Source organism: Aeromonas sp. QDB54, assembly GCF_027707385.1.
In the GTDB taxonomy this organism is placed as follows: domain Bacteria; phylum Pseudomonadota; class Gammaproteobacteria; order Enterobacterales; family Aeromonadaceae; genus Aeromonas; species Aeromonas hydrophila.
Genome location: NZ_JAPCIT010000005.1, coordinates 129,426 through 144,099, shown reverse-complemented (window position 1 = coordinate 144,099; position 14,674 = coordinate 129,426). Strand labels below are relative to the sequence as shown.

The 14,674-nt window shown below is 59.7% G+C and carries 13 protein-coding genes, 1 tRNA gene and 1 pseudogene; 9 read left to right on the top strand and 6 right to left on the bottom strand.

The window, feature by feature from the left end; genetic code table 11:
- Positions 1 to 72: 72 nt before the first annotated feature.
- Positions 73 to 705, bottom strand: a complete 633-nt coding sequence (locus PG881_RS06810) for a 2OG-Fe dioxygenase family protein (RefSeq protein WP_264098523.1) — start codon at positions 703 to 705, stop codon at positions 73 to 75.
- A 269-nt stretch (positions 706 to 974) separates the two neighbouring features.
- On the opposite strand from PG881_RS06810, the gene PG881_RS06805 reads away from it, so the two are divergent.
- The 8 genes and pseudogenes from PG881_RS06805 (at position 975) to PG881_RS06770 (ending at position 8,885) form a co-directional block, all read left to right on the top strand.
- Complete coding sequence (locus PG881_RS06805; protein WP_016351085.1) at positions 975 to 1,610, top strand: YchE family NAAT transporter; 636 nt, start codon at positions 975 to 977, stop codon at positions 1,608 to 1,610.
- 279 nt (positions 1,611 to 1,889) lie between these two features.
- Positions 1,890 to 3,509, top strand: a complete 1,620-nt coding sequence (locus PG881_RS06800) for an ABC transporter substrate-binding protein (protein ID WP_011706430.1) — start codon at positions 1,890 to 1,892, stop codon at positions 3,507 to 3,509.
- Between the two features lie 97 nt (positions 3,510 to 3,606).
- Positions 3,607 to 4,527 (top strand): oligopeptide ABC transporter permease OppB, encoded by a 921-nt coding sequence (gene oppB, locus PG881_RS06795; RefSeq protein WP_011706429.1) that lies wholly within the window; start codon positions 3,607 to 3,609, stop codon positions 4,525 to 4,527.
- 14 nt (positions 4,528 to 4,541) lie between these two features.
- Positions 4,542 to 5,453: an oligopeptide ABC transporter permease OppC gene (oppC, locus tag PG881_RS06790; RefSeq protein ID WP_011706428.1), complete on the top strand. Its 912-nt coding sequence runs from the start codon at positions 4,542 to 4,544 to the stop codon at positions 5,451 to 5,453.
- A 100-nt stretch (positions 5,454 to 5,553) separates the two neighbouring features.
- Positions 5,554 to 6,540, top strand: a complete 987-nt coding sequence (locus tag PG881_RS06785; RefSeq protein ID WP_076360984.1) for an ABC transporter ATP-binding protein — start codon at positions 5,554 to 5,556, stop codon at positions 6,538 to 6,540.
- A 5-nt stretch (positions 6,541 to 6,545) separates the two neighbouring features.
- A pseudogene (locus tag PG881_RS06780) lies at positions 6,546 to 6,650 on the top strand (oligopeptide transporter ATP-binding component); the annotation flags it as partial.
- Positions 6,651 to 7,646 carry a murein tripeptide/oligopeptide ABC transporter ATP binding protein OppF gene (gene oppF / locus PG881_RS06775; protein ID WP_011706426.1) on the top strand — a complete coding sequence of 332 codons (996 nt, stop codon included), beginning with the start codon at positions 6,651 to 6,653 and terminating at the stop codon, positions 7,644 to 7,646. It begins immediately after the preceding pseudogene.
- 294 nt (positions 7,647 to 7,940) lie between these two features.
- Positions 7,941 to 8,885 carry a TerC family protein gene (locus PG881_RS06770; RefSeq protein WP_043119135.1) on the top strand — a complete coding sequence of 315 codons (945 nt, stop codon included), beginning with the start codon at positions 7,941 to 7,943 and terminating at the stop codon, positions 8,883 to 8,885.
- Between the two features lie 69 nt (positions 8,886 to 8,954).
- Here the strand turns inward: PG881_RS06770 and alr are convergent, their stop codons facing one another.
- Complete coding sequence (alr, locus tag PG881_RS06765) at positions 8,955 to 10,181, bottom strand: alanine racemase (RefSeq protein ID WP_011706424.1); 1,227 nt, start codon at positions 10,179 to 10,181, stop codon at positions 8,955 to 8,957.
- Positions 10,182 to 10,371: 190 nt separating this feature from the next.
- Here alr and PG881_RS06760 point away from each other — a divergent pair, with 190 nt between their 5' ends.
- Positions 10,372 to 10,827 (top strand): methyltransferase family protein, encoded by a 456-nt coding sequence (locus tag PG881_RS06760; RefSeq protein WP_118880966.1) that lies wholly within the window; start codon positions 10,372 to 10,374, stop codon positions 10,825 to 10,827.
- 75 nt (positions 10,828 to 10,902) lie between these two features.
- Here PG881_RS06760 and PG881_RS06755 read toward each other — a convergent pair whose 3' ends face one another.
- From PG881_RS06755 to PG881_RS06740, 4 genes are all read right to left on the bottom strand, one after another.
- Complete coding sequence (locus PG881_RS06755) at positions 10,903 to 12,162, bottom strand: dicarboxylate/amino acid:cation symporter (RefSeq protein ID WP_024944897.1); 1,260 nt, start codon at positions 12,160 to 12,162, stop codon at positions 10,903 to 10,905.
- Positions 12,163 to 12,367: 205 nt separating this feature from the next.
- Positions 12,368 to 12,844: a CC0125/CC1285 family lipoprotein gene (locus PG881_RS06750; RefSeq protein ID WP_201999974.1), complete on the bottom strand. Its 477-nt coding sequence runs from the start codon at positions 12,842 to 12,844 to the stop codon at positions 12,368 to 12,370.
- A 133-nt stretch (positions 12,845 to 12,977) separates the two neighbouring features.
- Positions 12,978 to 13,054, bottom strand: a tRNA-Pro gene (locus PG881_RS06745).
- A 232-nt stretch (positions 13,055 to 13,286) separates the two neighbouring features.
- The gene (locus PG881_RS06740) at positions 13,287 to 14,630 is read right to left on the bottom strand and encodes a dihydroorotase (protein ID WP_011706420.1); all 1,344 of its coding nucleotides are present in this window, start codon (positions 14,628 to 14,630) and stop codon (positions 13,287 to 13,289) included.
- Positions 14,631 to 14,674: the final 44 nt, after the last annotated feature.

Below are 14,674 nucleotides of genomic sequence, written 5' to 3'. Positions count from 1 at the left end.
GATGTTGCGCAGTTGTTGAGTGGGCCAGAAGCGGGATGAATGGGGCGTGAACAGGGGCTCACGCCCCATTTTTCAAGCAGTTAGCACGACTACGTCCCAGTGTCCCCGGTGCGGACCCTGGGGCAGTATGGGGGCGGCATTGTGATAGAAACGGCGATCATCCAGGATTAGATACTCGCCAGCGTTTAATTGTTGTTGAAAAAATGGTTGTTCTTTTAATCCATGATAGAGCTGCAAGGCGCCGCCGCTGACCCCGTCACTGCCACAAAAGAACACCCCGATGAAATCAAAGCCGTCCTGATGCACGCCTTCCGGGGCGGGCGGCACGCTTTCACCTTCGCCGGTGACGATGCGCATCTGGTGAATGCCGATGGCTTGGCCATCCGCCAGCCGGGTATGGCGGGCAAAGCGGGCCAGCATCAGCTGAAAGGTGGGGTGGGCGACGAAGGCGGGATCCAGCTCGGCATAGGTTCTGGGCACGTCCCCCAAAAACTTGTTGATGGCGGCCGCCTGAAAGAAGACGCCGTTGTCGAGGGGATAAAAGCGGCTGCCCTCTTTTTCAACCCGGCCGTAACGGCGTTCGCGAAAGCGGCCCTGGATGTAGGGATCAACCGGCAGCCGGTCGAAGAAGCCCAGCAGCGGGGCGACACTGCCAGTGGGCAGTGAATCCAGATGCCATTGCAACTTGATGTCCGTATCAATCATTACAAAATCCTTTTTTACGAAGATGAAATGTTGCGCCAAAACTCCGTGGCCGCATAAAACTCGAAGTGATTTTATCAGAGTGTTAAATGGCGACAATCTTTATTAACAACTAGATGTGTTGAATTTCGTCGTGACATTAGAGGAACTAACTGAAAAGCCACGGAAAGGGTGAGATTATTTGATTGGTGAAGGTTTCGGCCATGGTGTAAATTTACGCACGGTTTATCGGGGTGGCCCGCAGGGCCTCGTTCTACTTCTGGATGGCGCCTATGGCAGCAATTGACGTCTCTTTATATCTGAAGTTTTTCATCGGTTTGTTTGCGATCATCAACCCGCTCGGCCTGTTGCCGGTGTTTGTCAGCCTGACCAGCCATCAAACGCCGGAAGAGCGGATGAAGACCAACACCACCGCCAACATTGCGGTGATGATCATCCTGCTGGTCTCCATGTACATGGGGCAGCTGATCCTCGATGGTTTCGGCATCTCGCTGGCGTCGTTTCGCATTGCCGGCGGCTCGCTCATCACCCTGATCGCCTGGTCCATGCTGCAGGGCAAGCTGGGGGAGGTGAAGCACAACAAGCAGGAGAAAGGGGAGCTCGCCGCGCGGGAATCTGTCGCTGTGGTGCCGCTGGCGCTGCCGCTGATGGCCGGCCCCGGCGCCATCTCTTCCTCTATTGTCTATGCCAGCCAGAGCACCTGGTCCCAGATGCTGGGGATGTCGGTGGTAGTGATGGTGTTTGCCTTCTGCTCCTGGCTCATCTTCCGCGCCGCCCCCCTGCTGTTCAAGGTGATGGGCAACACCGGCATCAACGTGGTCACCCGGATCATGGGTCTCATCATGATGTCGCTTGGCATCGAGATCATGGTGGCGGGGATCAAGGGGGTCTTCCCCGGATTGATGTGATTCAGGTCTGTTTTGTTGGAGCCGGTCCTCGTGACCGGCTTTTTATTGTTTCTTTTTTGTTGGTCATTTCCTAGAATCGAGCGGGTTTGTATAAAAAACGTCCATCACGCGATATTTAAATTCTGAATAATTGGTTAAAAGCTGCTTTTTTGACCATGAAGTCCAGTCCTGCCTGACAATATCTATTGCATTATCAGAAATGTCAGGGAATTATGCTGGCAGCGGGGTACTTGTCCCGTTGATGGAAAATTGCATGGAATGTTCTTGTGGAGTATGGAAATGACTCATAAAAAAACAATGATTAATACCCTCTTGGTGGCAGCACTGTTCGGCGGTGTCAACGCGGCACAAGCCGCCGATGTTCCCGCAGGTACCAAACTGGCTGACGTTCAGCAGCTGGTAAAAGGCAATGGCTCCGAGCCTGCCACTCTCGACCCGCATAAAACCGAAGGAACGGTTGAATCCAATATTCTGCGTGACCTGTTCGAAGGTCTCGTTGCCTCCGGCCCCAAAGGGGAAGTGCTTCCCGCCATGGCCGAGTCCTGGGAAACCAAGGACAACAAACACTTCGTGTTCCACCTGCGCAAAGATGCCAAGTGGTCCAACGGGGATCCCGTGACAGCCCACGATTTTGAGTTCGCCTTCAAGCGGGCCGTGGATCCCAAGACGGCGTCTCCCTACTCCTGGTATCTGGAGATCCCGACCATCGTCAATGCCAGCGAGATCATCGCCGGCAAGAAAGCGGCCGACACCCTGGGCGTGAAGGCAGTGGACGACTACACCTTCGAGGTGCAGCTGGAGAAGGCGGTGCCTTACTTCGTCAGCATGCTCTCCCACACCACCACCTACCCGGTGCCGAAGAAGGTGATCGAGAAGTTCGGTGACAAGTGGACCCAGCCTGGCAACATGGTATCCAACGGTGCCTATGTGCTGAAGGATTGGGTGGTCAACGAGCGCGTCGACGTCGAGCGCAACCCGAACTACTGGAACAACGCCAAGACCGTCATCAACAAGGTGACCTATCTGCCGATCCAGTCCACCAACGCCGAGCTGAACCGCTATCTGGCCGGCGAAGTGGATCTCACCTACAACATGCCCATCGAGCGCTTCAAGCAGATGAAGAAAGAGCTGCCGAACGAGGTGAAGGTGAGCGGCTATGTGGGTACCTACTACTACCAGTACAACTTCAAGCACAAGCCGTTTGATGACGTGCGGGTGCGTACCGCCCTCTCTTATGCCATCGACCGCAACGTGATCGCCGACAAGGTGATGGGCAAGGGCGAGACTCCGGGCTACACCCTGGTGCCTGATTTCGTGGACGGCTTCAAGCCGGTGGCACCGGCCTGGTCCAAGCTGACCCAGGCAGAGCGCGATGCCAAGGCGAAAGAGCTGCTGACCGAAGCCGGTTTCGGCCCGGGCAAACCGCTCAAGTTCGAGCTGCTCTACAACACCGACGACAACCACAAGAAGGTGGCGGTTGCCGTGGCTTCCATGTGGAAGAAGCTGGGCGTGCAGGTGAGCCTGGTCAACCAGGAGTGGAAGACCTACCTGGAAACCAAGAAGCAGGGTCAGTTTGATGTGGGCCGTGCCGGCTGGATCGCCGACTACAACGAAGCCTCTTCCATGCTGGATCTGATGCAGACCACGCACGGCAACAACGACGGCAAATACTCCAATCCGGCGTTTGACAAGCTGATGAACGAGTCGCGCAATCAGGTGGATGCCGATGCCCGCAACAAGCTCTATGTGCAGGCCGAAGAGATCCTGGCCAAGGACATGCCGATCGCTCCCATCTATCAGTACGTGACCTCCCGCATGGTCAAGTCCTACGTGGGCGGCTACCCGGCCAACCCGCTGGACAACCTCTACAGCAAAGACATGTACATCATTGCTCACTGAGTAAAGTAACACGTCGCATAACAAAGCAGGCCCGCCGGATGGCGGGCCTTTATTACAACCGCGACCCTTTGGAAGCAGTACAGGACAGGAATTGTCTATGTTGAAATTCATTTTTAAACGTCTACTGGAAGCGATCCCGACTCTGCTGGTCTTGATCACCGTCTCCTTCTTCATGATGCGTTTCGCGCCGGGCAACCCCTTTACCAGCGAACGCTCCCTGCCGCCGGAAGTGCTGGCCAACATCGAAGCCAAATATGGCCTCGACAAGCCCATCGGCGTGCAATACCTCACCTATCTGGGCAACCTTGTGCAGGGCGACCTCGGTCCCTCCTTCAAATACAAGGACTTCACCGTCAATGATCTGGTGAGCCAGGCGCTGCCGGTATCGGCCAAGATTGGTTCTTTTGCCTTTCTGTTCGCGGTGACACTGGGGGTCACCTTCGGCACCATTGCCGCCTTGAAACAGAATACCGTCATCGACTACCTGTTGATGTCGTCGGCCATGGCCGGGGTGGTGATCCCGGGATTTGTGCTGGCGCCCTTGCTGGTGTTGCTGTTCAGTATCCATCTCGGCTGGTTCCCGGCCGGTGGCTGGCAGGGCGGCGGGGTGCAATTCATGGTGCTGCCGGTGTTCGGCATGATGATGTACTACATCTCCGCCATCTCGCGGATCATGCGGGGCAGCATGATCGAGACCATGAACTCCAACTTCATCCGCACCGCCCGCGCCAAGGGCTTGCCGCTGCGCCACATCATCCTCAAACACGCGCTGCGTCCGGCCATGCTGCCGGTGGTCTCCTATCTGGGGCCGGCGTTCGTCGGCATCATCACGGGTTCCGTGGTGATCGAGACCATCTTCGGCCTGCCGGGGATTGGCCAGCTGTTCGTCAACGGTGCCCTCAACCGTGATTACTCCATGGTGCTCGGTCTGACCATTCTGGTCGGCGCCCTCACCATCACCTTTAACGCCGTGGTCGATATTCTCTATGCCTTTATCGATCCCAAGATCCGTTACTAAGTCGGGAGTACATCATGGTTGTCACAACTGAAAAACGCGAAGCCGTCGAGGCGTTCGCCCAGCAAGTGGAAGTGGTGGAAGGACGCTCCCTGTGGAAGGATGCCCGTCGCCGTTTCCTGCGCAACAAGGCTGCGCTCACTAGCCTCATCATCCTGACCATCATAGGTCTGGCGGTGATCGTGGGACCGCATCTGTCCCAATACACCTTCGACGATCCTGACTGGGGCGCCATGCAGGCGGCTCCGGACATGGAAACCGGCCACTGGTTCGGCACCGACAGCCTGGGGCGCGATCTGTTCGTGCGCACCCTGCTCGGCGGGCGCATCTCGCTGATGGTCGGCATCATGGGGGCCATGGTGGCCGTCATCATCGGTACCCTCTACGGCGCGGCCTCCGGCTTCATCGGCGGTCGGGTCGACAGCCTGATGATGCGGGTACTGGAGATCCTCAACGCCTTCCCCTTCATGTTCTTCGTGATCATGCTGGTGACCTTCTTCGGCCGCAACCTGGCGCTCATCTTCATCGCCATCGGCGCGGTGAGCTGGCTCGACATGGCGCGGATCGTGCGAGGCCAGACCCTGAGCCTCAAGAGCAAGGAGTTCATCGAGGCGGCTCACGTCTGCGGCGTCTCCAAGTGGAAGATCATCACCCGTCACATCGTGCCGAACGTGCTGGGTATCGTGGCGGTCTACGCCACCCTGCTGGTGCCGGGCATGATCATGTTCGAATCCTTCCTGAGCTTCCTGGGGCTGGGCGTACAAGAGCCCATGACCAGCTGGGGCGCTCTGCTGGATGAAGGCTCCAAGTCGATGGAAGTGGCCATCTGGCAACTCCTGTTCCCCGCCGGTTTCATGGTGGTGACCCTGTTTTGCTTCAACTTCCTCGGGGATGGTCTGCGTGACGCCCTCGATCCGAAGGATCGCTAATCAAGGCGGCAAGTGGCTGCCCGCAAGAGCGCGGCCACGCATCGCTGACAGCGAATCGGATCGACAGGAAAACGTCACGAGAGATCGATAAGGAGTTTTTATGAAATTACTGGATGTAAAAGATCTGCGGGTCGAGTTCAAGACCCCGGACGGCAATGTGGTGGCGGTCAACGACCTCAACTTCTCCCTCGCTGCGGGAGAGACCCTGGGGATCGTCGGCGAGTCCGGTTCGGGCAAATCCCAGACCGCGTTCGCCATCATGGGGCTGCTGGCCAAGAACGGCGTCATCACCGGTTCGGCCAAATTTCAGGGCGACGAGATCCTGAACCTGCCCGAGCACAAGCTCAACAAGATCCGCTCCGAGAAGATCGCCATGATCTTCCAGGACCCCATGACCTCGCTCAACCCCTACATGAAGGTGAAGGATCAGCTGATGGAAGTGCTGATGCTGCACAAGGGCGTCAGCAAGGCTGAAGCGTTCGAAGAGTCGGTGCGCATGCTGGATGCGGTCAAGATCCCGGAAGCGCGCAAGCGGATGGGGATGTATCCTCACGAATTTTCCGGTGGCATGCGCCAGCGGGTGATGATCGCCATGGCGCTCTTGTGCCGGCCGCAGCTGCTGATCGCCGACGAGCCGACCACCGCGCTGGACGTGACCGTGCAGGCCCAGATCATGACCCTGATGAACGAGCTCAAGCGCGAGTTCAACACCGCCATCATCATGATCACTCACGATCTGGGCGTGGTAGCGGGCATTTGCGACAAGGTGCTGGTGATGTATGCCGGTCGTACCATGGAGTACGGCAAGGTCAACGATATCTTCTATCGCCCGAGCCACCCCTATACCGAGGGCCTGTTGCGCGCCATTCCCCGCCTCGACACCGAAGGGGAAGAGCTGCCCACCATCCCGGGCAATCCGCCCAACCTGCTGCGTCTGCCCACCGGCTGCCCCTTCCAGGAGCGCTGCCACCGGGTGAGCGAGATTTGCGGCCAGCAGTCGCCGATCCTGACGCCGTTCAACGACGGCCGGGAGCGGGCCTGCCATTGGGTGTCTGATGCCATCAATGCCAAGGAGGTGAGCGTATGAATGCTGTTATATGCGGCCAGCAATCCTCCAAGCTCCTGACGCCGTTCAACGACGGTCGGGAGCGGGCCTGCCACTGGGTATCGGATGCCATGATCAAGGGAGTGAACTAAATGGGGACTGACAAGAAACTGCTGCTGGAAGTGTCCGACCTCAAGGTCCACTTCAGCATCAAGAGTGACAAGGCCTGGCCCTGGGCCAAACCCTCCGCCCTGAAGGCGGTGGACGGGGTAACCCTGCGCCTGTATGAAGGGGAGACCCTCGGCGTGGTGGGCGAGTCGGGTTGTGGCAAATCCACCTTCGCCCGGGCGCTGATCGGCCTGGTGCCAGCCACCGACGGCAAGGTGGTGTGGCTGGGCAACGATCTGACCAAGCTCGATCAGAAGGCGCTGCGCGAGAAGCGCAAAGAGATCCAGATGATCTTCCAGGATCCGCTGGCCTCTCTCAACCCGCGCATGACCATCGGCGACATCATCGCCGAGCCGCTCATCACCTTCTATCCCGACCTCTCCCGAGATCAGGTGAAGGAGAAGGTGCGGGCCATGATGAGCAAGGTGGGGCTCTTGCCCAACTTGGTCAACCGCTACCCCCATGAGTTCTCCGGCGGTCAGTGCCAGCGCATCGGCATCGCCCGGGCGCTGATCCTCGAGCCCAAGATGATCATCTGTGACGAGCCGGTGTCGGCGCTGGATGTCTCCATCCAGGCCCAGGTGGTCAACCTGCTCAAGGCTATCCAGAAGGAGATGGGGCTGTCGCTCATCTTCATCGCCCACGACCTGTCGGTGGTCAAGCACATCTCGGATCGGGTGCTGGTGATGTATCTGGGCAATGCGGTGGAGCTGGGGACCCGCAAGGAGATCTTCGCCAACCCCTTGCACCCCTATACCAAGGCGCTGATGTCGGCCGTGCCCATTCCGGATCCGGATCTGGAGCGCAGCAAGACCATCCAGATCCTGGAGGGGGATTTGCCATCGCCGATGAACCCGCCGTCAGGCTGCGTGTTCCGCACCCGCTGCCCGGTGGCCGGCCCTGAGTGTGCCAAGACCCGGCCTCAGCTCGAGGGCAACTTCGACCATGCGGTCTCCTGCCTCAAGGCGGATCCGCTCTAAGGATGAGCAGGCAGAACAGGGCGCCCGGGTGGCGCCCTGTTTTTTTGCAGCCGGCATGAAGATGCCTCTTGGCGTTATCTTTTTCCGCTGTTACTATCCGCGCAACAAGGGGAGTAACTTCTCGCCGGTTTGTCGTCATTACGGTGCACCCATATCCTGCAGTGCACCCGGCAGCCGGGCAGTTGACGCAAGTCGGCTGTAAGTGAGACCTTGCCGAGAGGCAAGGTGTATCTGCTCCAAACGCAAACCCACGCCTCTCGGTCGTGGGTTTTGTCGTTTTTGGGAGAAGTGAACATGGGTGAATGGTGGATGTGGGCCGGTTTCTTCAGCATAGTGCTGGTCCTGTTATGGATTGATATCCGCTTTGTCGGCGGCGGCAAGGCGCACAAGGTGTCGCTCAAAGAGGCAGGGATCTGGTCCCTCATCTGGATCAGCGTGGCGCTCTTGTTCAACCTGGCCATCTGGTTCTGGCTGGATCACAGCGCAGGCCGTGAAATTGCCAACCAGAAGGGGCTGGAATTCCTCACCGGCTACCTCATCGAGAAGGCGCTGGCGGTGGACAACGTCTTCGTCTGGCTGATGCTGTTCGGCTACTTTGCCATTCCGGCCGAGCTGCAGCGCCGGGTCCTGCTGTACGGGGTACTGGGTGCCATCGTGATGCGGGCCGGCATGGTGTTCGCGGGCAGCTGGCTCATCGAGCAGTTCCACTGGATCCTCTACCTGTTCGGTGCCTTCCTGCTGCTGACCGGGGTCAAGATGCTGTGGGCGGCCGACAAGGAGCCGGATCTCGCCAACAACCCGCTGCTGGGCTGGATGCGCCGCCGCTTCAAGGTGACGGAGACGCTGGAGGGGGAGAACTTCTTCGTCTGGCGTGACGGTGTGCGCTATGCCACCCCGTTGCTGCTGATCCTGGTGCTGGTGGAGGTGAGCGATCTCATCTTCGCGGTGGACAGCATCCCGGCCATCTTCGCGGTGACCACGGATCCCTTCATCGTGCTGACCTCCAACATCTTCGCCATCATGGGTCTGCGTGCCATGTACTTCCTGCTGGCCGGCGTGGCCGAGCGCTTCGCCCTGCTCAAATACGGCCTGGCGCTGATCCTGATGTTCATCGGGGTCAAGATGCTGCTGCTGGATATCTTCAAGATCCCCACCGGCATTGCACTCGGCGTGGTCGCGCTGATCCTGCTGGCCTCCATGGGGCTGAGCCTCTGGGTGACCCGCAAGAAAGCCGCTTGAACGCGGCAGACTATAAAGCACTGACAACAAGGGCTCCCGCGGGAGCCCTTTTTTATGGCAAAGACTGGCTTAGCGCTTGATCTTCTTGGGGTTGGTGTAGCCCCAGATGGTATACATGTCCGCCAGCAGGGCGCCGTTGTACTCCTCGAGATCCGCCTGTTTCACCTCGGCTTCACCCTGGCGGCCGAACAGCACCACCTCGTCACCGGGTTTGACCCCCTTGAGGTCAGTGACGTCCACCATGATGGTGTTCATGGAGGTCTTGCCCACCACCGGTACTTTCTGGCCCTGGATCAGCACATAGGCCTTGTTGCTCAGCGCCCGGCGATAGCCGTCGGAGTAGCCCAGCGGCAGGTTGGCGAGCCAGGAGTCGCGCTTGAGGGTGAAGGTGCGGTCATAACCGACGGTGTTGCCGGCCGGGTAGTGGTTGACGGAGGCAACCTGGGTCTTGAACGCCATTACCCGCTTGTACTCGGTGTAGGAGGGGATGGAGTCACCGTACAGCAGGCCGCCCGGGCGCACCATGTCGAAGTAGGCGTCCGGCACTTCCAGGGTGGCGAAGGAGTTGGCGGCGTGGATGGTGATCTTGCTGCGATCCAGCTTGCCCGCTTCCAGCAGCCACTGGGAGTCCAGCTTGAACTGGGCCAGCCCCATCTTGACGTCCTCTTTCTCCTCCACCGGGAAGTGGGTCATGATGCCGACCGGGGTGATCCCCTTGAGCTTGAGCATGGCCAGCGCGTCTTCCTTGGAATCAGCCAGCCGCAGATCGATGCCGTTGCGGCTCATGCCGGCGGAGTTGAGCGCGATGTGCACCGGGATATTGGTGTGGTGGCGCTGGGCGATGTCGGCGATGCCCTGGGCACTCACCAGGCTGCCGATGAGCTCTTCCATCTTGTAGGGCAGGGCCTGTTCCACTTCGGCCGGGGTGGCGGCACGTACCCGCATCAGGCGGCCGGTGAAGCCTTTCTCACGGGCCACGCGGGCCTCTTCATTGCTGGCGATGCCGATGCAGGGGATGCCGGCCTTGACCACCGAGGGGACCAGCAGGTCGATGCCGTGGCCGTAGGCGTCGGCCTTCATGATGGCGCAGATCTTCGGCCCTTTGTCACCGAGGCGATCCTTGAGGGTCTGGATGTTGTGCTCGAAGGCGCCGAGATCGACTTCCAGCCAGGCATTGCTGGCGGTCTGCACTTCGCCGTTGCGATGATCGCTGGCCAGCGGCAGGTAAGGGGCCGCGACGGCCTGACCGGCCAGCAGGCCCAGGATCAGTGTGGCCAGCAGTGTCTTCTTGTGCATGGGGTGGTTCCTTTTTTATTGTTTGGGTTGAGGTGCATGACGGCCGCTAGGAGGCCGTTTTCACGCAGATGGGATAAAGTGTAGCCAAGGCATTGTTATTGTTATGAACTTTGACAATTTTCCAGGGCGCTATTCCCGTTGGGAAGTGTAACGCAAGGTGCCGATCGTGGCACCCTCCAGGAGTCAATAGATGATGAGTCTTGAGTGTCGGGTGCCACCGCTGCTGCTGTTTGGCCTGATCGTGGCGGCCATGCTGGGGTGGGGGGGCGCCGCCGAGAGCGGGAGTGGCGCCGGTTGGCGGCTGGCCGCTCTGTTGCTGGCGGTGCTGGGCACTGTGTTTGGCTTGGGGGGCGTGCTGCGCTTTCGCCGCCAGGGCACCACGGTGACGCCGTTGCACCCCGAGCAGGCCAGTGCGCTGGTAACGGGCGGGCTCTATCGCCTCAGCCGCAATCCCATGTACCTGGGGCTGCTCTGCTGGACGATGGCGCTGGCCTGTTATCTGGGTGGGCTGTGGGTGTGGCTCGGTCCGCTGCTGCTGTGGGGCTGGCTCAGTCGCTGGCAGATAGTGCCGGAGGAGCGGGCGCTGCAGGCCCGCTTTGGCGATGGCTATGCTGATTATTGCCGGCGGGTGAGGCGTTGGTGCTGAGCCTTGCCGTGTCGCCATGAGACATAAAAAAACGGCCCGCGTCTGCGGGCCGTTTTGATGGAGGTGATGCTGGGATCACGCCTTGGCGGTGTCCACCTCACCCAGAGGTTCGGTTTCACCCAGGCTGTCTTCGCTCTTGGCGACCACGCTGGCGGCGATGGCGTTGCCCAGCACGTTGGTGGCGGAGCGACCCATGTCGAGGAAGTGGTCGATGCCGAGCAGCAGCAGGATGCCCGCTTCCGGGATGTGGAACTGGTTGAGGGTGGCGGCAATCACCACGAGGGAAGCGCGCGGTACGCCGGCCATCCCCTTGGAGGTGACCATCAACAGCAGCAGCATGGTGATCTGCTGGGCCATGGAGAGCTCGATGCCGTAGGCCTGGGCGATGAACATCACCGCGAAGGTGCAGTACATCATGGAGCCATCCAGGTTGAAGGAGTAGCCCATCGGCAGCACGAAGCTGGCGATGCGTTTGTCACAACCGAACTTCTCCAGACGATCCAGGGTCTTGGGGTAGGCAGCTTCGGAGCTGGCGGTGGAGAAGGCCAGCAAGATCGGCTCGCGGATCATCGCCAGCAGGGTCACGATGCGGCGGCGGATAAACAGGCTGCCCATGGCGATCAGCAGCAGCCAGAGGCAACCCAGCGCCAGGTAGAACTGCGCCATGAAGGTGCCATAGGTGGCAAGGATGCCGAGCCCTTCCTTGGCGACCATGGCGGCAATGGCGCCAAACACCGCGAACGGGGCGAAGTTCATCACGTAGCCGGTCACTTTGAGCATGATCTCGGCGGCGCTGGCCATCAGCATCACCACCGGTTTGGCGGCATCACCCAGTGCGGCGGCAGCCAGCCCGAAGAACAGGGAGAACACCACGATCTGCAGGATCTCGTTGGTGGCCATCGCCTCGATCACGCTTTTGGGGATGGCGTGGGTGACGAAATCCTTGAGGGAGATGGCGCTGGCAACCACGCCGGAGCTGGCGGTGTCGTCAGGCAGGGAGAGGGAGAGCCCCACGCCCGGTTGCATCAGGGTGACCATCACCAGACCCAGGGTCAGTGACAGTAGGGAGGCCAGCATGAACCAGCCCAGGGTTTTGGCGCCGATACGGCCCACGGTGCGGGTATCGCCCATCTTGGCGATGCCGACCACCAGGGTGGTGAACACCAGGGGGGCGATGATCATCTTGATCAGACGCAGGAAGATATCGGTCAACAGGGTGATGTCGCTGGCAAAGCCGGCGGCCTGGTCAGGGGCAAACATGCGATAGCCCTGGCCAGTCAGGATACCAACCAGCATCGCGATGAGGATGGCAACCGTCAATTTGTTCATTTTCATGGGGTGGGTCCCAGTTTTGATAAGTGCAGAGCGTTTCAAGCGGCAAGGGTGCCACTTCAGTCCGTTTTTGTGATCCGAGCCGTAGATTCCTGACAGCCGGTGTGCTGGCAGCATGCCTAATCCGGGGGGGTAAATCCAGCGCCTTGTGGCAGAATTTTATCTTGTCATTAGTTGTATGTGATATAGATCTTGCAATTTAGCTATATTAATCGCTGTTTATTTTAATGTTTGCAAGATAATCGGCTTTCATGGTTTGGTCGTTTTTCGCGCTGCGAGTGAGGGTGAAGATGAGCAACGCCGAGATGCGGTGCTCCACGGTGCGCTGATCCAGAAAGGGATCTGGCTCGTCGTCATCGAACCCGAACAGGGGGCGACTCGGCGTCACCCTGACCGCGTCCCGTTGCAGGGTCAATTCATTGACCTCAAGCCACTGATAACCTTCGGCTTGTGCCACTTCGCCCGCCCGTTTCAGCACATACTTGCGGGCGGTTTCCCGGCTCACCAGATCGTTGCCGACAAATTCCAGCTGCCACTTGTCAGGCCCGAGCCGGGTCTGGGAGAAACCGGTCTGGCCGTTCCAGAACGATGGCTGGCTCTGATAAGGGGTGGCGCAGCCGAGCAGCAGGAGAGCGCAGAGGCCGAGCCACAGCAGACGCTGGCAAAAGGGGCGGGGAGAGGACATCTCGAACACCGGTTGGCAACACAGGGCATCACTACAGCACAAACCGATCGGCGGCACAATGCAGGCTGCGTGGTGGCGCGCCGTACCAAAAAGAAAAGGCCTTGTCATCTGACAAGGCCTTTCTCGGGGAATTTGGTCGGTGTGAGAGGATTCGAACCTCCGACCCTCTACACCCCATGCAGATGCGCTACCTGGCTGCGCTACACACCGACGGAGTCAGCTCGGCTGACGGGGGCTGAGTTTATGGAGATGGACCCTGCCTGTCAACAGTGGAAATTCCACTCCGGGATCGTTCGCCTGCTTTGCGAGCAATCTGCGCTTAAAGTGCCGCCAATCGCCGAAAAACCGCGCATGACAGGGCCGTGAGCGGCTGCAAAAAAACAGGCCGCCCGGGTGGGCGGCCTGTGGTGGCGCTGTGGTGACGGCGCACATACAAGAGGGATCAGCGGGTGAAGGTGAGCCGCTTGCCCAGCACCTCGTTGGTGACCTGGCCGTTTTGCCAGGCGATCTGGCCGTTGACCAGGGTCATCTCCACCGTGCTGTGGAAACGGTAGCCGTTGAAGGGCGACCAGCCGCACAGATAGAGCAGGTTGCTGTCGTTGACCACGTAGGGCTTGCCCAGATCCAGCAGCACCAGGTCGGCGAAGTAACCCTCGCGGATGTAGCCGCGATCCTGCACCTGGAAGCGCTCGGCCACCGCGTGGGAGGTCTTCTTGACGATGGTTTCCAGCGAGAATACCCCGTTGTGGTAGAGCTCCAGCAGGGCCAGCAGGGAGTGCTGCACCAGCGGCACGCCGGACGGTGCCTTGAAGTAGCTGTTCTGCTTCTCTTCCCAGGTGTGGGGAGCGTGGTCGGTGGCGATAATGTCGAGCACGTCATTGCGCACCGCATCCAGCAGGGCGTGCTGGTCGGCGGCACTCTTCACCGCCGGGTTGCACTTGATCTGGCTGCCCAGGGTGTCGTAGTCCGCCTCATTGAAGAACAGATGGTGAACGCACACCTCGGCGGTGATGTTCTTGTCCTTGAGATCCTTCAGATCCGGGGTGGCGGTGAAGAGCGACAGCTCCTTGGCGGTGGTCAGGTGCAGCACGTGCAGCTTGGCGCCGTACTGCTTGGCCAGGGAGACCGCCAGGCTGGAAGATTTGTAGCAGGCGTCGGCGCTGCGGATGCGGCCGTGCTCGCGCATCGGCACATCTTCGCCCCACTTGGCGCGGGCTTCGTCTTCCAGCACCTTGATGGTGGGGGTGTCCTCGCAGTGGGTGACGATCATCACCGGGCTCTCGCGGAAGATGGCGGCCAGGGTCTCCTGATTGTCCACCAGCATGTTGCCGGTAGAGGCGCCCATGAAGATCTTGATGCCGCAGGACTGTTTGGGATCGAGCTTCTTGATCTCTTCCAGGTTGTCGTTGGTGGCGCCGAGGTAGAAGCTGTAGTTGGCGGCGGAGGAGTTGGCGGCTATCTGGTATTTGGCTTCGAGGGCATCGAGGGTGGTGGTCTGAGGATTGACGTTGGGCATTTCCATGAAGCTTGTGGTGCCACCGGCCACGGCGGCCCGGGATTCACTGGCGATGGTCCCCTTGTGGGTCAGCCCTGGCTCCCGGAAGTGGACCTGATCATCGATCATTCCGGGGATGAGGTGACGGCCCGCAGCATCGATCACCACTGCATCGGGGGCTTGGATATCCGGGGCGATGCGGGCGATCCGTTCCCCCTCGATCAGCACGTCGGAGGCATAGATGCGGCCTTCATTGACCAGGGTGGCATTCTTGATAAGCAATTTGTTCATGGGGGAGTCCGGTTCCTTTGTCAGTGATCGCGGGTCATAATAGC